A 22,539-nucleotide genomic window follows, 5' to 3' on the forward strand; every position below is an offset into this window, starting at 1 on the left:
GGACGGAGGGGATTAAGTCGTTTGTGCACAAACGACTTAATCCTCTCCGTCCCCTTTTTCTGTTACAGCAGCGTGCCGTGCAGGATCAGCGCGGCGATGCTGAAGTAGATCACCAGGCCGGTCACATCCACCAGGGTGGCCACGAACGGCGCCGAGGCGCTGGCCGGGTCGAAGCCGAGCCGCTTCAGGACGAAGGGCAGCATCGAGCCGGACAGCGAACCGAAGGTGACGATGCCGACCAGCGCGGCACCGATGGTGATCGCCAGCAGGATCCAGTGCTCGCCGTAGTCATGCAGGCCACCCAGCTGCCAGATCACGATGCGCACGATCGCCAGGCAGCCGAGGATGGCACCCAGCACCATGCCGGTCGGGATCTCGCGGATGGCCACCTTCCACCAGTCGCGCAGGCGCAGTTCGCGCAGCGCCAGGCTGCGGATCAGCAGCGAGGTGGCCTGCGAGCCGGAATTGCCGCCCGAGCTCATGATCAACGGGATGAACAGGGTCAGCACCACCGCGCGCGCCAGTTCGTCTTCGTAGTGCTGCATCGCGCTGGCGGTCAGCATCTCGCCCAGGAACAGCACGCTCAGCCAGCCGGCGCGCTTGCGCAGCATCTCGAAGAAGCCGATCTGCATGTACGGCTTGTCCAGCGCTTCCATGCCGCCGAACTTGTGCGCGTCCTCGGTGGATTCCTCGATCAGCGCATCGAGCACGTCGTCCACGGTGACGATGCCGAGCATCTGCTGCTGCGCGTCGACCACCGGGATCGCCAGCAGGTCGTGGCGGCGGATCAGCCGCGCCACTTCTTCCTGGTCCATCAGCGCGTCCACCGTCACCGGCGGATTGACCTGGGCGACGTCCAGGATCGATTCCTCGGGCAGGCCGGTGATCAGCCGGCGCATGGTCACCACCTGCTGCAACTGCTGGGTGGCCGGCTCCAGCACGTAGATCGCGTACACCGTCTCGCGGGTACGCTCGACCTGGCGGATGTGCTGCAGGGTCTGCGCCACGGTCCAGCTGGCGGGTACCGCCACGTACTCGGTGGTCATCAGCGCGCCGGCGGTGTTCGGCGGATAGCTCAGCAGCTTCTGGATGGCCTGGCGGGCGTCGGTGCCCAGCAGCGGGATCAGCCGCGCGCGTTCTTCCTCATCCAGCTCGTGGACGATGTCGGTGGCGCGATCGTCAGCCATCAACCCGAGCAGGGCAGCGGCGCGTGCCGGCGGCAGCGCGGCCACCAGCTCACCGCTGCGGTGCAGTTCCGGCGCTTCCAGCATCTTCACTGCACGCGGCAACGGCAGCGCGGCCAGCGTTTCCGCAGCGCGGGCCAGTTCCAGTGTGTTGAGGAATTCCACCGCATCGGCGGTGTTGTAGTTCGCCAGCGGTGCGGCCAATGCGGCGGCATCGGCCACCGGGCGCAGCAATTGCTTCTGGTTCATCGGTTTTGCCTTGTGGGGGTGCGACCTCGCGCAACGCCAACGCAGGCAAACCGTCCCGATGTCAGGCGGTGGCCATCGCTGGCGTCGAACGAGGTCGACTTCTACTGTCGCTGGACATGGGTTGGGGACTCCGGAATGCGCGTGCCGGCGGTGCGCCGCCAGCGGCGGGCAGTCTGGACCCGCGGGCCATGCAGGTCAACCCGGCATCCCTGCGCCGGGCGCCGGCCGGCCGGTTGTTCTCGTGCATACACCGACCGGCGCGCATAATGGCCGGGTGGCGCTCGCCACGCTTTCCTCACCCGAACGGACGCACTGCGGGCTTCCCCGATGACCAGGTATTCCCATGCATAGCGGCGGTCTGGAACTGGCCCTGGTGCTGCTGCTGGCGGCGGTCATTGCCGTGCCGGTGTTCAAGAAGTTCGGCTTCGGCGCGGTGCTGGGCTACCTGGCGGCCGGCGTGGTGCTGGGCCCGGACGGGCTGGGCTTCGTGCAGGACGCCGACCGCATCCTCGGCGCGGCCGAGATCGGCGTGGTGATGCTGCTGTTCGTGATCGGCCTGGAGCTGTCGCCGGCACGTCTGAAGGTGATGCGGCGCTCGGTGTTCGGCGCGGGCGCGGCGCAGGTGGCGATGTCCGGGCTGGTGCTGGGCGGCCTGCTGCTGCTCGACCACTTCCAGTGGAAGAGCGCGCTGGTGGTCGGTGTTGCGCTGGCGCTGTCATCCACCGCGGTAGGCCTGCAGCTGCTGTCCGAGCACAAGGCGATCAACAGCGACCATGGCCGGCTGGGTTTTGCCATCCTGCTGTTCCAGGACCTGATCGCGATCCCGCTGCTGGCGGCCATCCCGCTGCTGGGCGGGGCGAAGAACGAGACCCTGCGCTGGGAAGACGCCGCCGTGGCCCTCGGCGCGCTGGCCGTGGTGATCCTGTGCGGACGACCGGTGCTGCGCAAGGTGTTCAGTATCATCGCCCGCACCCGCAGCCCGGAAGTGTTCACCGCCACCGCCCTGCTGGTGGTGCTGGGCACTGCCTGGTTCATGCAGGAAGCGGGCCTCAGCCCCAGCCTGGGCGCGTTCCTGGCCGGGGTGCTGCTGTCCGATTCGGAGTTCCGGCACGAACTGGAAGCGCAGATCGAGCCGTTCAAGGGCCTGCTGCTGGGGCTGTTCTTCATCGCGGTGGGCATGGGCATCGATCTCGACCGCATCGCCGCAGAGCCGTGGCTGATCGCCGCCGGCGTGGCGATCCTGCTGGTGGTCAAGTTCAGCCTGCTGTATGTGATTGGCCGTATTGCAAAGCTCAGTCCGCGGCAGTCGCTGCTGCTGGGCAGCGTGCTGTGGCTGGGGGGCGAGTTCGCCTTCGTGGTGTTCAACGAAGCGCAGCGCGCGCACCTGCTGGGCAACGCCAATCACGATCGGCTGGTGGCGATCGTCGGCCTGTCGATGGCGATCACGCCACTGCTGATGATCGCGCTGCTCAAGCTGCTCGGCCAGGAGAAGGCTCCACCGCGCGGGACCGCCGAGGCCGACAAGGTGGCACCGGACAACCGGCCCAAGGTGCTGATCGCCGGCATGGGCCGCTTCGGCCAGGTGATCGCACGCCTGCTGACCGCACAGAAGGTGCCGTTCGTGGCGCTGGAGGCGAACCCGGACACGGTGGCCGACCTGCGCCGCTTCGGCAACCAGCTGTACTACGGCGACCCGACCCGCCCGGAGATGCTGCGTGCAGCGGGTGGCGAGCACATCGATGTGTTCGTCATCACCGTGGACGACCCGGAGACCAACCTGCGCGCGGTGCGCATGGTGCGCCGGCTGTACCCGGACGCGAAGGTGCTGGCGCGTGCACGCAACCGCCAGCATGCCTGGCGACTGATGGACATGTCGGCCGAGCCGTTCCGCGAAGTGTTCGGCACCAGTCTGGAAATGAGCGGGCGCGTGCTGACCGCATTGGGCGTGGCACCGGACGTGGCCGAGCGCCATGTGCAGCGTTTCCGTGAGCATGATGAACAGCTGCTGCGCGACCAGTACCTGGTGTACGACGACGAGGCCGCGGTGATCCAGACCTCGCGTGATGCACGCAACGACCTGATGCACCTGTTCGAAGCTGACGCGGAAAGCGACGGCGAGTAGGTGTGCCGGCCAACGGTCGGCATCCACCTGATCGATGGCGGACCCGGTAGTGCCGGCTGCTGGCCGGCAATCCCGTGATCCCGGAGATGTCATGAGGTAGCCGGCCAGCGGCCGGCACTACCCTTTTCCAGGGATCAGCCGTTGTCGCGCAGGAACCGGGCCATCGAGGAGACGCCCGGCACGCGCGGCTCGAACTCGCCAGCCACGTCGATGAAGCCGCGCATCACTGCGATCTCGCGCGGACTGCGGTTGAGGCTGTCGCGCGCTTCAGGATCGGCGCCGGCGCGCAGCAGGCGCTGCACCAGCAACGGCAGGCCATGCAGCGCGGCCAGGTGCAGCGGGCCAAAGCCGCGCGGGTCGCGTACGTCCAGGCTTACGTCCTCGTCCAGCAGGCGCTCCACTGCGGCCATCACCACCTGCTCGTCGCAGGCGGTACCCGGCTCGGCGCGCGCGCCCAGCAGCAGCAGCAGCGGCGTGACAGCACCAGCGGCGGCCTGGTCCGGTTCGGCACCGGCCAGCAGCAGGGTGTCGAGCAGGGCCAGCAGGCGCGAGCGGTCGCGGGCACTGAAACCGTACAGCGCGGCACAGTGCAGCGGACCCAGCTGCTGCGCGTCACCGGCATGCACGTCGGCACCCGCCGTGAGCAGGCGCGCGACGATGTCCGGAAGGCCCAGCGCGGAGGCCAGCATCAGTACCGTCACGCCACCCGGCAGGCGGTGTTCCAGCTTGGCGCCAGCGTCGAGCAGGGCCGAAACGATGTCCACCTGGCGCATGCTGACCGCCGCCGACAGCGGCGTCGCGCCACTGGCCGCCGCGTGCTGCGGATCGGCGCCGCGCGCCAGCAGCAGGTCGGTTACCGCCAGGTGGCCGCCACCGGCAGCACGCAGCAGCGCGGTGCAGCCCTGTGCGTCGACCGCGTCGACGGCGAAGCTCAGATCGATGAGGCGGCGCACTGCATCGACGTCACCGGCCATTGCGGCGGCCGGCAGATCGGCCTCGCGCAGGGTCCGGCGCGGCAACGGCCACACCCGCCAATCGAGCCAGTCGGCCAGATCGCGGCGACCGATCGACAGCGCCACGCCCAGCGGTGTCTGGCCGTCGGCGGCACGTGCTTCGGGCGAGGCACCATGCTGCACCAGTAGCTTAAGCGCGCCTTCGCGGGCCAATGCGGTGGCCAGGTGCAATGCGGTCATGCCATGGCTGTCGCGCGCTTCACGATCGACGCCCGCCTTGAGCAGGGCCTGCTGCAGGCGCAGCCAGCCCAGGCGCACCGCCAGCGACAGCGGCGGATCGCCCGCCGGCGAGGCGGCGAACGGATCGGCGCCACGCTCAAGCAGTTCCAGTGCCAGCTGTTCCAGGCCGCGCGCGGCCTGGTCGTGCTGTGCGCAGGCAGCAAGGAAGCGCGCCAGGCCACCGCGGCCGGCCGGCGACAGGCCACGCTGCAGCATCACCTGCAACGCCGGCACCGCATCGATGCCGCGCGACAACAGCGCGAACATCGGCGTATCGGAGCAGGCATCACGCACATAGGGATCGGCGCCGTGGCCCAGCAGCCAGTCCACCGCACGCGGTTCCAGCGCCAACTCCGGATCGAGCAGCAGCCCGCCCAGTTCCTCCGGCTGGCACAGCCTGGCCAGCGCCGCCATGCCGTCGGTATTGCCGAAGCCCAGGGCCTCGCGCAGCAGGGTCAGCGGCGGACGATCCGGCAGCAGGCCGCTGGCACTGGCCGCTTCGCCACGATCGGCCAGGCCATCACTGACCGCGGCCGGCAACGGATAGGACGGGTCCAGCAGGGCTACGATCGCCCAGCGGCCGGCCTCGGCGGCGTAGTCCACCGCACGGCGGCCGAGCGGATCGGTGGCATCGGCCGCGATGCCCAGTTCGACCAGGCGCTTGATCAGCAGCGGCGAGACATCCTCGGCCATCGCCGCCAGCTGCACCGCATTGCGGCCTTCGCCGTCCACCGCGACCAGGTCCGGCTTGTGCGGCAGCAGGTGCTCGATCGCGGCGGCGCGACCGGCACGGGCCGCTTCCAGCCACGGCGTACGCCCCAGTGCATCGCGCGCCTCCAGATTGGCGCCCGCGCCGAGCAGCACGCCGATGATCTCGACATGGCCGGCCAGGGCCGCCTCATGCAGCGCACTGCGGCGCTGGCGATCGCGGGCGTCGGCCCGTGCCTTGTGCTTGAGCAGCAGCTGCACGCCCGCCGGATCATCATCCTCGGTGGCGGCGGCGGCCAGCAGCACCGGGGTGCCATCGGCCGGTTCGCAGCGTGCACCGCGTTCGAGCAGGAAGCGGGCCAGACGCCAGTTGCCCACCTGGCAGGCCACCGCCAGCGGCGACCAGCCATCACGGTTCAGCGCATCGACTTCGGCAGCGGCATCGCGCAGCAGCGCGGCCACCCCCGGGTCGGAACTGCGTGCGGCATGGTGCAGCGGGGTGTTGCCATCGCTGTCGGTGGCACGCGAGTCGGCGCCGTTGGCGAGCAGGGTCATCACCGCTTCGGGGCGGCCATGCCAGCTGTCGCGGGTCGCCGCCAGCAGCGGGGTCATGCCCCGGTGCGGCGCATTCACATCGACGCCGCGGGCAATCAGTTCGCGCAGCAGGCGCAGGTCCGGCAGCACCGCAGCCAGCACCGCCAGGCTGCGCTGGTCACGCCAGTTCGGGTCCGGCAGCGCATACGGATCGGCACCGGCCTGCAGCAGCTGCAGGCCCCGGTCGATGCGGCCCTGGCGGGCGGCTTCATACAGCGCCGGTGTCAGTTCCTGCGGCGCCATCGCCTCCAGCGGCACGGTTTCGGCCGCCGCTGCGAACATCGGTTCGGGTTCAGCGCTGGACGCCGCCAACGGGCTGGAGCGCAGCGACACCAGCGGCGCAGGCGCGACCCGCTGCAGCAGCAGGTGCAGCACCGGCGACAGCAGTACGACCGCCAGTGCGGCGGGCCAGCGCGCGCTTTCCGGCAACAGGCCCGGCCAGGCCGGCAGCACCACCAGCGCGGCCAGCGCAATGACCAGCGCGGCCACGCCGAGGCCACGCCAGGCAGTCAGGTCGCGCCCCGCCAGCGCCTGCCAGTGCTGGGCCAGGCTGCCATCCAGGCGTTCGACATCGTTCCACAATGGCCAGGTGCGCCAGGCCGCCAACAGGCCGGCACTGACCAGTACGCTCAGGCCAAGCACTGCCGCCAGGCTGCCGCTGTCACGCAGTGCTGCGAGCGGCCAGGCCAGCAGCAGCGCCAGCAACAGCGGGGCGGCTGCCCACAAGGCCAGCAGCGCCGGCAGGTCCTGGCGTGCGACCACCTTCAGCGGCAGCAGCGCGCGGCTGCGGCGCCACCACGATATCGCCAACGCGAACGCGGGCTGCGCCAGTGCGGCAAGGACCGCACCCGGAACGCCGCCCACGGCGGCGCCCAGCGCCAGCACGGCGCCCGCGGCGAAGGCAATTGACAGAATGCGCGGACGGGAGGCGTCAGTCATAGTGGCGCGGCATCAGGCTGGCCACCGACGGCGGCACCTGCAGGTAGAACCCGCGCTCGCTCATTTCGCTGCGGACCTTTTCCGGGTCAGCCTGTGCCAGGCGGCGCTGGGCATCCAGGGCCACCTCCAGCACGAAGGCGAGCGTCCCCAGCGAGGTGAGCAGCGGCGCGGGCAGCGCGCTGAAATCATCGCGTCGGGGAACGTAGACGTAGGTGTCCGGCTTGAGTTGGCTTTTATAGACGTAGGCGTGCATGTCCGCGGGACGATAACCCGGGAAGAGCCATGATTGTGTCGGAAAGCCGACACCGGGGAAAGCCGTCAGCCGACGATGGCGGCGCGATCGGCGGCGTTTCGCCTGCGGGGTTCAGCAATGTGGCGGCGACGTTCAGGCTGCGCCGCCGCCACACGGGCGCTTACTTGACCTTGGCGTAGGTGCCCTTCAGCGCGACACCCGCGAGGATGGCACCGGCGTAGCACTCGTAGTTGGTGCTGCTCTTGAACTCGTTCTTCTTGTAATAGCTGACGATGTCGACCACGGCGTTGGCGCCGCGCGACTTGGCACCGTCCTGCAGCGCGCGCAGTGCCGACAGCGCAACCCAGCGGCAGGCCTCGGCATCGCTCTTGTTGGCGGCGTTGGTCTTCTTGTTGGTCACGTCTTCGCCCAGGCGCTGCTGCACGCTGACCGGCTGGCCGGCCAGATAGAAGCGCACGCTGCCGTCGATGCCGGCGTCCTTGGCGGCCTGCGAATTGACCAGTTCCTGCAGGGACTGTTCGACACGCGTGTCGCGGGCGGAAGCGGTGGAAGTCAGGGCCAGCAGCGCGGTAGCCGTGGCGATCATGAGAGTGCGGCGCATCGGAACATCTCCTTGTCGAGGGTGCGGGGGTAACGGGAACGGTATGTTGGCGCAGTGGATCACTCGCTCCAGCGGCGGAACACCAGCGAGGTGTTGATGCCGCCGAAGGCGAAGTTGTTGCTCATCACGTACTCGGCCTGCAGTTCGCGGCCCTGCCCGGTGATGAAGTCGAGCTGGCCACAGCGCGGGTCGACCTCGGCCAGGTTCAGGGTGGGCGCGAACCAGCCGGCACGCATCATCTGGATGCTCACCCAGGCCTCGAACGCGCCACAGGCACCCAGCATGTGGCCGACGTAGCTCTTCAGCGAGCTGATCGGCACGCGGCTGCCGAACACCTGTGCGGTAGCCTGGGTCTCGGCGATGTCGCCGTGGTCGGTGGCGGTGCCATGGGCGTTGACGTAGTCGATCTGCGCCGCGTACAGGCCGGCGTCCTCCAATGCCAGGCGCATGGCCTGGGCCATGGTGTCGGCACTGGGCTGGGTGACGTGCTGGCCATCGCTGTTGGTGCCGTAGCCGACCACCTCTGCAAGGATGGTGGCGCCGCGCGCCTGCGCGTGTTCCAGGTCTTCCAGGATCAGCGTGCAGGCGCCCTCGCCCAGCACCAGGCCATCGCGGCCGGCATCGAACGGGCGAGGCGTGGTCTGCGGCGCGTCATTGCGCACGCTGGTGGCGAACAGCGTGTCGAACACCGCTGCAGCGGTGGCATCGAGCTGCTCGGCACCGCCGGCCACCATCACCGTCTGCTTGCCGCTGCGGATGGCTTCATAGGCCGCGCCCACACCCTGGCTGCCCGACGTGCAGGCGCTGGAGGTGGTGTACACGCGCCCGGACAGGCCGAAGAACACGCCGATGTTGACCGGCGCGGTGTGGCTCATCATCTTCAGGTAGGTGGTGGCGCTGATGCCATCCGTGGTGAATTCGTTGAGCATGCGCCCGAATTCGCCGGTGGCCTCGTGGCTGCCGGACGAGGAGCCATAGGCCACCCCGGTACGGCCACTGCGCAGCACCGGATGCTCATGCAGGCCGGCCTCGCGCAGCGCCACCTCGGTGGCGCGCACCGACATGATCGCGACCTTGCCCATCGAGCGGGTGGTCTTGCGGTTGTAGTTCGGCGGCAGCTCGAAGTCCTGCGCCGGCGCGGCCAGCTTGGTGTTCAGCCCGGCATAGACATCCCACTCGGGCATCGCACGCACCGCGTTGCGGCAGCTGCGCAGGTGTGCCTCGATGGTCGGCCAGTCGTGGCCGAGTGGACTGATGGCGGCGGCGCCGGTGACCACCACGCGACGATCGGCGGCCATCAGAGCATGCCTCCGTTCACCGAGATCACCTGCCGGGTGATGTAGCCGGCCGGTTCGGACAGCAGGAACGCCACGGTAGCCGCCACTTCGTCCGGGCGGCCAACGCGGCCGGCGGGAATCAGCTTGAGCGCGTGTTCAACCACTTCGTCGTTGAGCATTTCGGTCTCGATCAGGCCCGGGGCCACGCAGTTGACGGTGATCTGGCGGCTGGCCAGTTCCAGCGCCAGGGCCTTGGTGGCGCCGATGATGCCGGCCTTGGCGGCACTGTAGTTGACCTGCCCGCGGTTGCCGGCCAGTCCGGAGACCGACGACAGGGTGACGATGCGGCCCGGCTTGCGCCGCCGCACCATCGGCATGATCAGCGGATGCAGCACGTTGTAGAAGCCATCCAGGTTGGTGTGGATGACCTGGTCCCAATCGTCCGCTGACAGCGCCGGGAAGGCGCCATCGCGGGCGATGCCGGCATTGCAGACCACGCCGTAGTACGCGCCGTGCGCTTCGACATCGGCCTCCAGGGCGGCCCGCGCAGACGCGCGGTCGGCCACGTCGAACACCAGCACGCGGGCCTGCTGGCCCAGTGCCTGGATCTCGGCGACCACCGCCTGTGCTTCATCCACGCGGCTGCGGCAATGCACCACCACGTCGAAGCCATCGCGCGCGATGCGCAGCGCGATGGCCCGGCCGATGCCCCGGCTGGCGCCGGTCACCAGCACGCTTCGATTCCCTGTCATGCCTGTCCACTCTCCAGATAGGCCATCGCGTCGGCCGGTTCGAACACCGAGACGTTGGCTGTCGCCCATTCTTCCTCGCCTGCCAGGATGCGGCAGGCGAACATCCCCAATCCATTGTCACCCAACAGCTCGCAGCGCGCCTGCACGCGCAGCCGCGAACCGCTGGGGAAGCTGCTGCGCGCGCTGCTGTAGCGGCGGCTGCCGAGCAGGAAGCCCAGCTGCGGTGGCCTGCCGGCCGCACGCGCGCGGCAACCGGCCCAGGCCGCGATGGCCTGCGCCATGTACTCGATGCCGACCCATGCCGGCACCTGGTCATCCTCGACGAACAGGCCGGCCTCGGGCACCACCAGTTCGGCCTCGATGGCGTCCTGGTCCCATTGCGTGATGCGCTCCAGCAGGCACATGTCCTGGCGGTGCGGCACCACGTCTTCGATCGCGTACAACGTGTTCATCGACGCTCCAGTGCCAGCACGGCATTGCTGCCGCCGAAGGCGAACGAATTGCTCAGCACCCGCCGCGGCGGCTGCGCAAGGCGCGTGCCCGGTGCGACCAGCGGCAGCACCGGCAGTGCCGGGTCGGCCACGCCGTCCCACCAGTGCGGCGGCAGCAGCTGCTGCGGGTTCTCGGCCAGCACGATCCAGCACAGCGCCGCCTCGATGGCACCCGAGGCACCCAGCGTGTGGCCGGTCAACGGCTTGGTCGAACTGGCCGGCACGTGGCTGCCCAGCACCTGCGACATGGCCAGGCTTTCCATCGCATCGTTGTGGCCGGTCGCGGTCCCATGCAGGTTCACATAGTCCACTTCTCCGGCGGCCCAGCCAGCACGCTGCAGCGCCTGCTGCAGGGCATCGATGGCGCCCAGGCCCTGCGGGTCAGGGGCGGACATGTGGTGGGCGTCGGCCGACTCGCCCCACCCCGCCAGGCATACCGGGCCGGGTTCGCGGGTGAGCAGGAACAGCGCGGCGCCTTCGCCGATGTTGATACCGGTACGATGCTGCGAGAACGGATTGCAGCGTTGGGCCGAGACCGATTCCAGCGCGCTGAAGCCGGCCACGGTGAAGCGGCACAGCGAATCGGCGCCACCGGCGATCACCGCATCGACGATGCCGGCGCGCAGCATGCGTGCAGCCGACATCAGCGCCTTGGCACTGGACGAGCAGGCAGTGGACAGGGTCCATGCCGGCCCCTGTGCGCCACTGCGCTGGCGCACGAACTGCGCGGCGGTGCCCATTTCCTGCTGGGCGTAGTCAAAGCCCTGCGGCCACTGGCCCTGTTCGGCATGGCTGCGCAATGCCTGCTCGGATTCACCAATGCCCGAGGTGCTGGTGCCCAGCACCACCGCCACGCGCTCGGCGCCATGGCGGGCGATCGCCGCGGCCACTGCCGGCGCGATCTGAGCCAATGCCACGTCCAGCAGGGCATTGTTTCGCCCGCGCAGGGCCACCGGCAGATCATCCAGCGCCGGCAGCGGCGTGCGTACTTCTCCCAGCGCCAGGGTGCGCCCCGGCAACAGGCTGTCGTTGTCGCTGAGCCCGCCCGGCGCGTCGGCGAACAGTGCCGACGTCACTGCGGCGCGGCCAGCGCCGAGTGCACAGACCACACCCAGGTCGTTCAGGTAGATCGGTGCGCTCATCGGTCCGGCCCGGCCATGTCGATCGATTCGATGCGCAGCGCATAGCCTTCGGCGCGGTTGTCCAGCTGCACGCTGCCATCGTCCAGCCGCTGCAGGTGCAGCCACACGGTGCCCTCACGCGACAGGCTGCGCTGATGGCCATCATCACTGACCTGCCAGCCCGCCGGCAGCACGGCGGCAATGGCCGCGGTCGGCCACAGCGCGAACTGCAGGTCATCCAGCACGCGCTCGGCGCGCACCTGCGGTGGCAGCCATGGCGCGCGCTGCTGGGTCAGCTGCTGGCCGTCCCATTGCAGGCGCACGCCGGTCTGGCCCATCGCCTGCACGGCCAGCTGCACCTGCTGAGCGTCGGCTTCCAGCAGCGCGTCGAGATCGCGCTCATGCGTGCCGAAGCGGAAATGCAGCTGCTGCTGCAGCGCCAGCGGCGCCGGCAGGCTGGCTGGCGCCAGGCGCAGCGGCGGCAGTTCCACCTTCGGTTTCGGCATGCGGCCGGCACAGGCGGCCAGCAGCAGGCACAGCAGCAGGGCCGCAGTACGGAAGATCAGGCGCTGCACAATTCCTCCAGCACGCGCATGCGGCGACCACTTTCATCGGCCACATACGGATTCTTGGTGTCCCAGGCGTAACCGGCCAGGATGGAGCTGATCATGTCGCGCACTTCGGGCTGCTGCTGCGGGTGGTAGATGATCTTCTGGAAGCCGCCCTGGTACCAGCTTTCGACGAAGCGGCGGAAGGTCTTCACGCCCGCGCGCAGCGGGATCGAGAACTCGGCCTCCCAGTCCACGGCCTGGCCGGCATAGCGGCGCTTGAGGCATTCACTGGCGAGCTGCGCGGACTTGAAGGCAATGGTCACGCCGGAGGAGAACACCGGATCGAGGAACTCGCCGGCGTTGCCCAGCAACGCGTAGCCGGGCCCCCACAGCGAACTGACGTTGGCCGAATAGCCGGTGATCCGGCGCACCGGCAGCACCGCCCATTCGGCGTTGGCCAGCAGGCGGGTCAGGTTGGGGTCCTCGCCGACGATGGCCTGCAGCTTCTGCAGGTCGTCACCCTCGTAGCGCTCGAAGAACGACGGCTCGGCGACCACGCCCAGCGAACAGCAGCCATTGGAGAACGGGATCGTCCAGTACCAGACGTGGATGTGCTCGGGGTGGGTGGTGATCAGGATCTTGTTGCGATCGAAGTCCGCTTCGGCCGGAATGTTGTCGCGCACGTGGCAGAAGATCGCGCCGCGCACCGGGAAGTTGGACGGCGACTCCAGCTGCAGCAGCCGCGGCAGCAGCCGCGCGAAGCCGGAGGCATCGAGGATGAAATCGGCCTCGATGCGGTATTCACTGCCGTCCGGGCGACGTACCGTCACCGCCGGTTGATCGCCCGGCTCGACCGCAAGCACTTCGTCGCCGAAGCGCAGCGTGGTGCCCATGCGCTCGGCGCCGCGTGCCAGCACGTTGTCGAAGTCGGCGCGCTGCACCTGGTAGGTGGTGCCCCAACCCGGCGAGAACTTCTTCCTGAAATCGAACGCAGTACGCGCTTCGCCGTGCACGAAGGCGGCACCGTTCTTGTACTGGAAGCCCGCCTCGACCACGTCCTGCAGCAGGCCGGCCGCCTCGATGTACTCCATGCTCTGCGGCAGCAGGCTTTCGCCGATGGAGAAGCGCGGGAACTGCTGGCGCTCCAGCATCAGGACCTGGCGGCCCTGCTGGCGCAGCATCGCCGCGGCCACGGAACCGGCCGGGCCGGCGCCGATGATCAGGATTTCAGTGCGTTCGACAGCATCCACAGCAGTGTTCATCGGTGCGTCCTTGTTGCTCGATCAAATGGAAAGAAGGAAGTCGGAAAACAGGCTCAGGCCGGCGGCAGATCGTGCGGCGGCGGACGGAACAGCGGCGAGATCAGCCAGACCAGGCCGATGCCGAACAGCAGGGTCAGGCCGAACGCGCGCAACGCCGGGGTCTGCGACAGGCCCAGCAAGCCGAACGACAGCCAGGTGCTGGCCGCGCCCACGCACACGGCCAGCCAGGCACTGGCGTCGCCGCGGTGCTCGATCAGGAAAATGCCGTAGTCGATGCCCATGCCCAGCAGCAGCATCAGTGCCAGCACGTTGAACAGCTGCAGCGGCTGGCCGAACAGGCCCAGCAGGCCCAAGGTCAATGCGCCGGCAATCAGGGTCGGCGCGAACACGCGCCAGGCCTGGCGGCGGTAGCGCAGCCACAGCGCGCCGAACACCAGCACGATGCCGACCAGCAGCAGCCCGCCCATCAGCTTGCGGTAGTGGCCCAGCAGCTGCGAGAAGTCGGCGGTGCGATCCACCCAGCGAACGCCGGGCAGGCCTTCGGCGGCACCGCGCAGGGTGGCCAGCGTATCCGCGCGCGACAGGTCATCGACCATCACCACGCTGATCATCTGCCCGCCGACCTGGCCCACCCACAGGTGCCGGAACGGCTGCGAGGCCGGCGAGGCCAGGAACGCTTCGGCGGTGAGTGGCGCGTCCGCGAACGGCGGTCGCTGCAGTGGCTCTCCCACGGCCTCGGACACGGCCGCAAGCACACCCGGTTCAACCTTCGCAGTCAGCGCCGCATCGGCCTGCTGGCGCGACGGCGACGGCAGCCAATCGCTGATCGCGCGATAGCCCCCAATGCGCTTCTGGTTGGCCAGTACGCGCAGGCGTTCGGTCAACGCTTCCTCACGCTGCAGCAGCTGCGCCGCGTCGGTGCCCTGTACCAGGTAGAACTGTGCCGGGCTGGGCATGCCCAGCAGCTGGCTCAAGCGGATCTGCTGCGCCATCAGCGCCGGCGGCGACGATTGCAGGCTGCGCAGGTCGTCGTTGCTGTTCAGGCGGGCAATGCCGATGGCAGACAGCGCCAGCGTGATCACCACGAACACCGTCACCGGCCGGCGGCCATGCAACCGCGGGAAGCGCTCCAGCGTGTTGCCCAGCCACTGCGAGAAACGGGTCTGGCGGATCTCACCGCCATCCAGCCACGGGAACCAGAAGATTACCGTGAGGAAGGCGGCGGCCAGGCCGACCACCGAGAACAATGCCATCTGGCGCAGGCCCGGGAACGGGGCCAGGCCCAGTGCCAGGTAGGCCAGCGCGCTGGTCAGCAGGGCCAGCCACAGGCCGGGCAGCAGGTGCCGCAGCAGCTTCCAGCGACGATCGGCCGGTTCGGCCTGGCGCGAAGCGAACCAATGGATGCCGTAGTCCTCGGCCACGCCCACCAGCGACGCGCCGAACACCAGGGTGAGCACGTGCACCTTGCCGAACACCACTACGGTCACCGCCAGCGCCACGCCGCAGCCGATCAGCAACGACGCGGCGACCAGCAGGATCGGTCGCAGCGAACGGAACGCCAGCCACACCAGCAGCAGCACCGCGGCCAGCGAGCCCCAGCCGATCGTGTTGATCTCCTGGTTGGCCTGCACCGCCGCCGCTTCGGCGTGCAGCGGCACACCCGCATGCAGGATTTCCAGTTCTGGCGCCGCCGCCCTGGCGGCCAGCCCGGCACGTTCCAGCAGGCCGTCGAGATGGCGCTCGCCGTCAAGCTGGAACGCCGACCCCGGCGTATCGAACTGCAGTACGGCCCAATGCCTGCCCTCGGCTTCGAGCAGGCCGTCATCGCCCAGCCGCAACCCCGACCCCTGCGCCTGCTGCTGCCACCATTGCGGCCACAGCGAGAGCGGGTCTTGCCGCCAATCGGTCAGGCGCGGTGCGCCCATCGGACCGTACAGCGCAGCCAACGCCTGCTCGGCCAACGCGCCCGGCTCGCTGCCCTGCAGCTGCTCGCGCTGGGCCGGGGTCAGCAGGCGGTCGCGGTACGGCGCGTAGAACGCGCGCGCCTCGTCGAACCAGCCTTCGATCGAACCGCTGGGCACCAGCAACGCGCTGTCGGCATCCGCCGCCATCGCCGCAGCGAACGCCGCCTGTGCGCGCTTGGCGGCGGCGCCATCCTTGCTGCCCAGCAGCACCACCACCTGGCGCGAGCTGCCGTCGGCGATGCGCCGGGTGACGTCACTCAACAGGCGGTCATGCGCGTCCTGCGGCAGCAGGGCGAGGATGTCGGTGTCGATCCGCGACTGCTGGCTCCACAGGCGCCATTGCTGCGCACCCAACACCAGCAGGAGCACCAGCCAGGCGATGCCCAGCCAGTGCCACCAGCGCCGCAACCGGTCCGGCCCGTTCGATGCTGCACCCTCACTCAAAGCGGCGTGCCTCGTCGGCGGTGAGCGTGGCCGGCGCTTCGCTCAGTGCACTGAACTGGATCTGCGTGCGGTCCTTGTTGGCCTCGACGATCTCGACCTGGCGCACGTAGCGGTCACCTTGCAGGGTCAGCGACTGGAACGCCTTGGCCAGCATCGCCGACTTCGGCGTCAGCCGCAGCCGCCAGCCCTGCCCTTCACGGCTGGCCGCCACGTTGAACTGGCCGGACAGCGCCTGCACGTCGCCACTCATCAGCGCGAACATGATCGCGTTCACCGAACGCATCGCCGGCTGCTGCCGTGCATCGAGCTCGACACGGGTGCTGCCATCGCGCTGGCGGCTGAGGATGCGGTCGGCGGTGACCACCACTTCGGAGGGGAACGGCTTGAGCGTGGTCCAGATCACGCCATGCTGGCGCGCGACCACGAAGCGGCCCTGCGAGCGCAGCGGGTTCTTGAAGCCGCTGACCTGCTTTTCCTGGCTGAACTGGCCACGCAGCACGTCCGGCCGCGCCACCGCCTGGGTGATCACATCGATGGCGGGGTCGGCGGCCTGCACCTGCGGTGCGGCAATGAACATCAGCGCGCACAGCAGCACGCTGGAAAGACGGACAAGCATGTTCACGGCGCAGGCACTCCCAGGCGTTCCCACAGTACCGGCGGGCACTGGTACAGCATTTCCCTGCTGGTCGCGTCCACCGCGACCTTGATGGTCATCGCACGGGTCAGCACCTGGCCGCTTTCCGCATCAAGGATCTCGTACTCGATCTTCAGCCGGTTCTCCCATTCCACGATGCGCGCAATCACGCGCAGCGCCTGGTTGAACAGCAGCGGGCGCACGTACTTCACCCGCGCATCGACCACCGGCCACAGGTAGCCCGATTCGAGCATCTGCGGATAGTCGTAGTCGTAGCGCCCAAGCAGCGCGCAGCGCGCGATCTCGAAGTACTTGAAGTAGTTGCCATGCCAGACCACGTTCATCGGATCGCAGTCATGGAAGGCGGGGGTCAACGCAATTTCGCCAACCCGTTCAATAGCCTCATTCACCGGCATACAGCTCCCAACGTTGCGCGCGGATCTCCACCAGCAGTTCCCGCAGTTCGCGATCCAGCGCGCGGTCTTCTTCAACCAGGGCGATGCGCTGCCCCAGGTCGGCGTACATGTCGGCCAGACTGCCATGCAGCTGGGCGTTCAGGCCAACCCGTTCGCGCAGCGCCAGGCCCTGGCGGGCGGCGATCAGCATCGCGGCCACCACCTGCTCGGTCAGCTCGATCACGCGCAGGCAGTCGCGCGCGGCGATGGTGCCCATGCTGACCTTGTCCTGGTTATGGCACTCGGTGGAACGCGAGAACACGCTGGCCGGCAGGGTCTGCTTCAGTGCTTCTGCGGTCCAGGCCGACACGCTGATCTGCAGCGCCTTCAGGCCATGGTTGATGGCCGCGCGCTGGCCGGTGGCCGCCGACAGGTTGGCCGGCAGGCCATGGTTGTAACGGGCATCCACCACCAGCGCCAGCTGCCGGTCGAGCAGGTCGGCAACGTTGGCCACGGTGTTCTTCAGGGTGTCCATCGCCAGCGCGATGTGGCCGCCGTAGAAGTGGCCGCCATGCAGGATGCGCTCGCCGTCGGCATCGATCAGCGGATTGTCGTTGGCGCTGTTCAGTTCGGTTTCGATCAGCTGGCGCAGGAACGGCAGGCTGTCCTCCAGCACGCCGATCACGTGCGGTGCGCAGCGCAGCGAATAGCGGTCCTGCAGGCGCTGTTCATTGCGTGGCGGACGCTCGCTGTGCAGGTCGCTGCGCAGGCGCGCGGCGATGCGGCCCTGGCCCGGGTGCGGCTTGGCCGCGAACAGGGTTTCGTCGAAGTGGTGCGCGTTGCCGTCGCTGGCCAGCACGTTGAACGCGGTCAGGCGCGTGGCCATCCGTGCCAGGTAGTCGGCGCGCTGCCAGGCCAGGCAGGCCAGGCCGGTCATCACCGCGGTGCCGTTCATGATCGCCAGGCCTTCCTTCGGCCGCAGCTTCAGCGGGGTCATGCCGATCTTCGCCAGCACCTCGGCAGCAGGCTGCACGCGGCCATCGTGCAGCACCTCGCGCTCGCCGCACAGCACCGCCGCCACGTAGGACAGCGGGGTCAGGTCACCACTGGCCCCCACCGAGCCTTCGGCCGGGATCATCGGCAGCACGTCGTGCTGCAGCAGCGTGGCCAGGCCTTCCAGCAGCGGCATGCTGACACCGGACATGCCACGCACCAGCGACGCCAGGCGCGCGGCCAGCACCGCACGGGTCTCGACCGGGTCCAGGTAACGGCCCAGGCCGCAGCCATGGTAGGTGTACAGGTGGTGCGGCAGTTCAGCCACCAGTGCCGGCGGGATGTTCACCGTGCACGAATCGCCATAGCCGGTGGTCACACCGTAGATCACGCCATCTTCGCGCAGCAGGCGGTCAAGGAAGTCGGCACCGCGCTGGATGTGCGCGCGGAACGCCGGCGCGTCGCTCAGTGCGGCCTCGCACTGGCGCTGGGCCAGGGCAACCACGTCTTCGATGGTCAACGGTGCATCGCCAAAGCGGCACACGGGTACGGCGTCAGTCGTCATGCGGAGCCTGATCCCAGAAGGGGAAGAAATTGAACCAGTCCAACGGGGACTGGATGACCTGGAGTTCCAACCAGCGCGCGAAGCGCTGTGCCTGTTCGGCAAGTGCCGCGTCGCGCGAGCCACGCGGCAGCACGATGCGTTCGGCGAACTGTTCAAAAGCCACGCGGTAGCCCTCGCCCTGGTGCAGGCAGGCCATGGTGTAGACCGGGCAGCCCAGCGCCGCAGCCAGCACGTAAGCGCCGATAGGGAACGGTGCGCGGTGGCCGAGGAAATCGGCGGTGACACTGCGACCGCCCTGCACCGGCGTGCGGTCGCCGACGATGGCGACGAAGCCACCCGCCGCCACGCGCTCGGCCAGCATCATCGCTGTGGCCGGCCCCATTCCGGTCACCTGCACCAGCTCCACCGCCGCCAGCGGGTCCAGCCGCTGCAGCAGGCGGTTGAAGCGCTGCGCATGCGCGGTGTGCACCAGCACGGTGATGCGGAACCCCGGCACCTGTTCGGCCAGCACCTGGCACAGTTCCAGGCAGCCGATGTGCGCGGTGAGGATCAGACCGCCTTCGCGGCGCGCGATCTTCTGCAGCACCAGGTCGCGGTGCAGGTGGATACGGTTGGCCGGGTAGCGCCCGCCCAGGCCGAGGATCTTGTCCAGCATCGTGTCGGCGAAGGCGAAGAAGTGGCGCAGGCTGTCGCGCCGGGTTGGCGCGCGGCCGAGCACGCCGCTGTATGCCTGCAGCCGCTGCAGGTACTGCATCGAGGCCTGTCGCCCCACACGGTTACCCAGCCAATGGCAGGCCACCACCGGCCACGCGCACAGGCGGAATGGCCAGCGCCCGAACCAGCGGTGCACCCAGCACAGGAACAGCACGCCGGCCACCGACGTCGATTCGCCGATGTCGGCCCAGTGCGGGGCGTCCTGCGCGGTCGCCATCTCAGCGCTGCCCCTGCAGGCGGCGCCACAGCAGCCGCGGTGCGCGCCAGAGCATGCCGAAGAACAGGCGGGTGTGCATGCGGCTGATGCGCACGTTGTCGCGCCACACATCGAAGTGCGACACGCCATCGGCGGGATAGGTCACGCGCGTGGCCAGGTGCTCGACCGGCAGCTGGCGCCAGTACAGGCGCACCATCACTTCAGTATCGAAATCCATGCGCCGGCCGATGGTCTCTTCACCGATCAGGCGCAGCACCGGTGGCAGGGGATACACCCGGAATCCGCACATGGTGTCGCGCAGGTGCAGCGACAGCGTGTTGATCCAGACCCAGACGTGGGTGGCGTAACGGCCATACAGGCGTGCCTTGGGAACACTGGCGTCGTAGGCCGGAATGCCGCAGATCACCGCGTCGGGATGCACACGCGCGGCCTCGATGAAGCGTGGCAGGTCAGCGGTATCGTGCTGGCCGTCTGCGTCGATCTGCAGCACGTGGCTGTAGCCACGCGCGCCGGCTTCAGCAAAACCGGCCAGCATCGCCCCACCCTTGCCCTGGTTGGCGTCCAGGCGCAGCAGGTCGACGCCCTGGCGCTGTGCCAGCGTGCGCAGCACCGCCGCGCACGCCTCATGCGAACCATCGTCGACCAGCAGGCAAGGCAGGCCAGCGGCCTGCACACCGTCGACCACCGCCACGATGGCGTGCTCGTGGTCGTAGACGGGAATCACCACCAGTGGCGCGAACGCGGCACCGGCAACGGCCGGGTCAGTCCGCATCGGCGAAAACCACCTTGCCGCTGGCATGCACACCGTGGCTGGAGGTATAGCGGAAGGCCAGCACGTTGCGTGCGGCATCCCAGTCCAGCTGCAGGGTCAACTCATCGCCGGGGCGGGCCACGTGCTGGAACTTCACCGCGTCCATGCGCAGGAACGCGCGCGGCATCGCAAATGCCTGGCGGCCGAAACGCATCGCCCAGTCCAGCTGCGCAACACCGGGCAGGATCGCCGCCTGCGGGAAGTGGCCCTGGAACGGCCGCAGCGCCGGGTCGAGGGTCATGCGCAGCGTGGCGCTGGCGGCGTCGCGGCAGTCCCAGACCGGCACCGGCATCAGTGGCTGGAACAGCGCCGCCAATGCCGCCTGGGTCACCTTGCCCTGCGCGTTGATCGGCAACGCCTGCACCAGCCGCCAACGGCGCGGCCGGGTCACCGCGTCATGCGCATGCGCCAGGCGCGCGCCCAGGCGTTGGCCCAGCGCACGGCGCGCGGCGTCGCCGCCCTCCAGCAGCGCCGGATCGGCCGGAACCACCACGGCGGCCAGCTGCTCGCGCTGCCCGGGCAGCACCAGCACGCGCACGTCATCCACTTCGGTGTCTTCGCGCAGCGCGCGTTCCAGAGCATCCAGCGAGACGCGGCGCTCTTCGATCTTGACGATGCGGTCGGCGCGGCCCAGCAGCCGGAAACGGCCATCGGCCAAGGCTTCCACGCGGTCCTGGGTGCGCCACCAGCCGGGAGTTTCCAGATGCGCCGAGGCCACCGCCAGGCAGCCGTCGTCGATCCGCCATTGCACACCCGGCAGCGGCTGCCACGGCGGCAGGTCGGTGTCCCAGCGGCGCCAGGCGATACCGCCGGTCTCGCTGCTGCCATAGACCTCGGTCGGCGCCACGCCCAACCACTGCCGCACCTGTCGCGCCGCGTCCTCCGGCAGCGGGCCACCGGAGGAGAACACCGCACGCAGGCGGCCATGCAGGCTGGCCCAGTCGAGCTGCTCGGGCAGGCGCTTGAGATGGGCCGGCGTCGCCACCAGCACCGTGTCGGTACCGGCCAGCGCACCCACCAGGTCTTCGTGGAAGAACCGACGCGGATGGATCAGGCGGCCGGCGGCCAGGGGCCACAGCACGCGGAACAGCAGCCCGTAGATGTGCTGGTGGGACACCGTGCCGTGCACCTGCGCGCCATCCAGCTGCGCACCGAACGCGGCCTGCAGCGCTTCCACCTCGCGCGCCAGCTGCTCCAGGCGCTTGCCGATCGCACTGGGCTGGCCGGTGCTGCCGGAGGTGAACACGCACAGCTCGCAGGCGCGCTCGTCCAGCGCCTGCAGTTCGTCGTCCAGTGTGGCGTCCAGCGCCGCCAGCGGGCGGTAGTCGGCCGGTACGTCGCCCGCGAAACCGCTCACCTGCGGCTGCAGCGCCTGCAGCGTGGCCGGCAGGTTGTCAGCGGCCAGGAACACCCGCTTGCCGGCATGCCAGGCGCCGAACAGCGCCGCAGCGAAGGCCACGGCGTCATCGAAATACAGGGCCCAGTCGCGGCCTTCAGCCGCCGCAAAGGCGGCGCGCCAGCCCCGTACGCGCTGGCGGAAGCAGGCGTGGTCAACCATGTCTCCGTCGCACAGGCCGACGCTGCGCTGCGGCCGCGCCTCCAGCAGCAGCCGGTCCAGGGCAATCCACTCAGCCATGCGCGTGCGCCGCCTTCACCCGCCGCCGCACCAGCCACTCACCTGCGAACAACACGCCCATCATCACGTACGCCAACAATCCGTTGTAGAGCATCCAGGCCCGGTCCGACGCGTACAGCGCGGTCAGCAGGGCCAGGCTGCCGTTGAGAACGAAGAAGCCGCACCACACCTGGGTGACGCGGCGGGTATAGGCCACCGCGAACGGGGGCAGGTCCGGCTCCTGCAGCCGCGCCAGACGCTCCACCAACGGCGGCCCGAAGCGCAGGCTGGTGCCGAACACCGCCAGCATCACCGCATTGACCAGCGCCGGATACAGCTTCAGCGGCAGGGCCTGGTTGAGCACGGTGGCCAGCACCGCCAGCAGGCCGGTGCCGGCGGCGGCGGCCCACCACAACGGCTGGCGCGTGCTCAGCGCACGCAGCAGGGCCAGGGTGAACAGCAGCAGCGACAGCCAGCGCGGCTCGAAGCGGCCCATCGCCAGGTACACCAGCAGCGGGTAGGCAAGCGAAATCGCTGCCACCACGACGGTACGTGCGCGAGCCATGGCGAAGCCGCCGGCGCTGCGGTCAGGCGGCTGCCTGGTCCGGCAGCAGTCCATGCACGACATCAACGATGTCCTGCACGGTGCGCACGGCCTTGAACGCTTCCGGCTGCAGGTTGCGGCCGAGCAGTGGCTTGAGCTGCACGATCAGGTCGACCGCATCGATGCTGTCGATGTCCAGGTCGTCATACAGGCGGGCCTCGGGGGTGATCCGGGCGGTTTCAATCTCGAAGCTGTCGGTCAGGATGCTGACGATGCGTTCGAACAGTTCATTCTTGGTCATGGCAAT

Annotated in this window: 20 protein-coding genes; 1 reads left to right on the forward strand and 19 read right to left on the reverse strand. The window is 69.1% G+C overall.

Going from position 1 to position 22,539, the window contains the following annotated elements:
- Nucleotides 1-62: 62 nt before the first annotated feature.
- Nucleotides 63-1,433, reverse strand: coding sequence for a magnesium transporter (gene mgtE / locus WDC87_RS05140; RefSeq protein ID WP_134971770.1), 1,371 nt, complete (start codon nucleotides 1,431-1,433; stop codon nucleotides 63-65).
- Between the two features lie 343 nt (nucleotides 1,434-1,776).
- Between mgtE and WDC87_RS05145 the strand changes: the two genes are divergently transcribed.
- Nucleotides 1,777-3,555 (forward strand): monovalent cation:proton antiporter-2 (CPA2) family protein, encoded by a 1,779-nt coding sequence (locus WDC87_RS05145; protein ID WP_072168053.1) that lies wholly within the window; start codon nucleotides 1,777-1,779, stop codon nucleotides 3,553-3,555.
- A gap of 134 nt (nucleotides 3,556-3,689) precedes the next feature.
- On the opposite strand, the gene WDC87_RS05150 is transcribed toward WDC87_RS05145, so the two are convergent.
- From WDC87_RS05150 to WDC87_RS05235, 18 genes are all read right to left on the reverse strand, one after another.
- Nucleotides 3,690-7,028 (reverse strand): ankyrin repeat domain-containing protein, encoded by a 3,339-nt coding sequence (locus WDC87_RS05150; RefSeq protein WP_301655139.1) that lies wholly within the window; start codon nucleotides 7,026-7,028, stop codon nucleotides 3,690-3,692.
- On the reverse strand, nucleotides 7,021-7,281 hold the full coding sequence (locus WDC87_RS05155; protein ID WP_014648833.1) for a YcgL domain-containing protein: 261 nt from the start codon (nucleotides 7,279-7,281) through the stop codon (nucleotides 7,021-7,023). The genes WDC87_RS05150 and WDC87_RS05155 overlap by 8 nt, the downstream gene beginning before the upstream one ends.
- A 160-nt stretch (nucleotides 7,282-7,441) precedes the next feature.
- The gene (locus tag WDC87_RS05160; RefSeq protein WP_005420284.1) at nucleotides 7,442-7,882 is read right to left on the reverse strand and encodes a hypothetical protein; all 441 of its coding nucleotides are present in this window, start codon (nucleotides 7,880-7,882) and stop codon (nucleotides 7,442-7,444) included.
- A gap of 59 nt (nucleotides 7,883-7,941) precedes the next feature.
- Nucleotides 7,942-9,180, reverse strand: coding sequence for a beta-ketoacyl-ACP synthase (locus tag WDC87_RS05165; protein ID WP_252744812.1), 1,239 nt, complete (start codon nucleotides 9,178-9,180; stop codon nucleotides 7,942-7,944).
- The gene (locus tag WDC87_RS05170) at nucleotides 9,180-9,911 is read right to left on the reverse strand and encodes a 3-ketoacyl-ACP reductase FabG2 (RefSeq protein ID WP_049416034.1); all 732 of its coding nucleotides are present in this window, start codon (nucleotides 9,909-9,911) and stop codon (nucleotides 9,180-9,182) included. Before WDC87_RS05170 ends, WDC87_RS05165 begins: the two co-directional genes overlap by 1 nt.
- On the reverse strand, nucleotides 9,908-10,363 hold the full coding sequence (locus tag WDC87_RS05175; RefSeq protein ID WP_005420287.1) for a hypothetical protein: 456 nt from the start codon (nucleotides 10,361-10,363) through the stop codon (nucleotides 9,908-9,910). The genes WDC87_RS05170 and WDC87_RS05175 overlap by 4 nt, the downstream gene beginning before the upstream one ends.
- Entirely contained in the window at nucleotides 10,360-11,544 is a 1,185-nt protein-coding gene (locus WDC87_RS05180) for a beta-ketoacyl-ACP synthase (RefSeq protein ID WP_227837063.1), read from the reverse strand. The genes WDC87_RS05175 and WDC87_RS05180 overlap by 4 nt, the downstream gene beginning before the upstream one ends.
- Entirely contained in the window at nucleotides 11,541-12,098 is a 558-nt protein-coding gene (locus WDC87_RS05185; RefSeq protein WP_252744813.1) for a DUF3261 domain-containing protein, read from the reverse strand. Before WDC87_RS05185 ends, WDC87_RS05180 begins: the two co-directional genes overlap by 4 nt.
- Nucleotides 12,086-13,336 carry an NAD(P)/FAD-dependent oxidoreductase gene (locus tag WDC87_RS05190; protein ID WP_252744814.1) on the reverse strand — a complete coding sequence of 417 codons (1,251 nt, stop codon included), beginning with the start codon at nucleotides 13,334-13,336 and terminating at the stop codon, nucleotides 12,086-12,088. Before WDC87_RS05190 ends, WDC87_RS05185 begins: the two co-directional genes overlap by 13 nt.
- 53 nt (nucleotides 13,337-13,389) lie before the next feature.
- Nucleotides 13,390-15,744 (reverse strand): MMPL family transporter, encoded by a 2,355-nt coding sequence (locus WDC87_RS05195; protein ID WP_252744815.1) that lies wholly within the window; start codon nucleotides 15,742-15,744, stop codon nucleotides 13,390-13,392.
- Nucleotides 15,737-16,360, reverse strand: a complete 624-nt coding sequence (locus WDC87_RS05200; RefSeq protein ID WP_172412127.1) for an outer membrane lipoprotein carrier protein LolA — start codon at nucleotides 16,358-16,360, stop codon at nucleotides 15,737-15,739. The genes WDC87_RS05195 and WDC87_RS05200 overlap by 8 nt, the downstream gene beginning before the upstream one ends.
- A gap of 2 nt (nucleotides 16,361-16,362) precedes the next feature.
- A complete protein-coding gene (locus WDC87_RS05205; RefSeq protein ID WP_252744816.1) occupies nucleotides 16,363-16,794 on the reverse strand; it encodes an acyl-CoA thioesterase in 432 nt (143 codons plus the stop codon).
- On the reverse strand, nucleotides 16,781-18,331 hold the full coding sequence (locus WDC87_RS05210; RefSeq protein ID WP_151355158.1) for an aromatic amino acid ammonia-lyase: 1,551 nt from the start codon (nucleotides 18,329-18,331) through the stop codon (nucleotides 16,781-16,783). The genes WDC87_RS05205 and WDC87_RS05210 overlap by 14 nt, the downstream gene beginning before the upstream one ends.
- Nucleotides 18,321-19,262 (reverse strand): acyltransferase, encoded by a 942-nt coding sequence (locus WDC87_RS05215; protein ID WP_088497001.1) that lies wholly within the window; start codon nucleotides 19,260-19,262, stop codon nucleotides 18,321-18,323. The genes WDC87_RS05210 and WDC87_RS05215 overlap by 11 nt, the downstream gene beginning before the upstream one ends.
- A 1-nt stretch (nucleotide 19,263) precedes the next feature.
- The gene (locus WDC87_RS05220) at nucleotides 19,264-20,034 is read right to left on the reverse strand and encodes a glycosyltransferase family 2 protein (protein WP_065196793.1); all 771 of its coding nucleotides are present in this window, start codon (nucleotides 20,032-20,034) and stop codon (nucleotides 19,264-19,266) included.
- The gene (locus WDC87_RS05225) at nucleotides 20,024-21,709 is read right to left on the reverse strand and encodes an AMP-binding protein (RefSeq protein WP_252744817.1); all 1,686 of its coding nucleotides are present in this window, start codon (nucleotides 21,707-21,709) and stop codon (nucleotides 20,024-20,026) included. Before WDC87_RS05225 ends, WDC87_RS05220 begins: the two co-directional genes overlap by 11 nt.
- Nucleotides 21,702-22,253, reverse strand: a complete 552-nt coding sequence (locus WDC87_RS05230; protein WP_049416044.1) for a membrane protein — start codon at nucleotides 22,251-22,253, stop codon at nucleotides 21,702-21,704. Before WDC87_RS05230 ends, WDC87_RS05225 begins: the two co-directional genes overlap by 8 nt.
- A gap of 22 nt (nucleotides 22,254-22,275) precedes the next feature.
- On the reverse strand, nucleotides 22,276-22,533 hold the full coding sequence (locus WDC87_RS05235; RefSeq protein WP_005411609.1) for an acyl carrier protein: 258 nt from the start codon (nucleotides 22,531-22,533) through the stop codon (nucleotides 22,276-22,278).
- Nucleotides 22,534-22,539: the final 6 nt, after the last annotated feature.

This window comes from Stenotrophomonas maltophilia group sp. Smal12 (genome assembly GCF_037079935.1).
Taxonomy (GTDB): Bacteria; Pseudomonadota; Gammaproteobacteria; order Xanthomonadales; family Xanthomonadaceae; genus Stenotrophomonas; species Stenotrophomonas sepilia.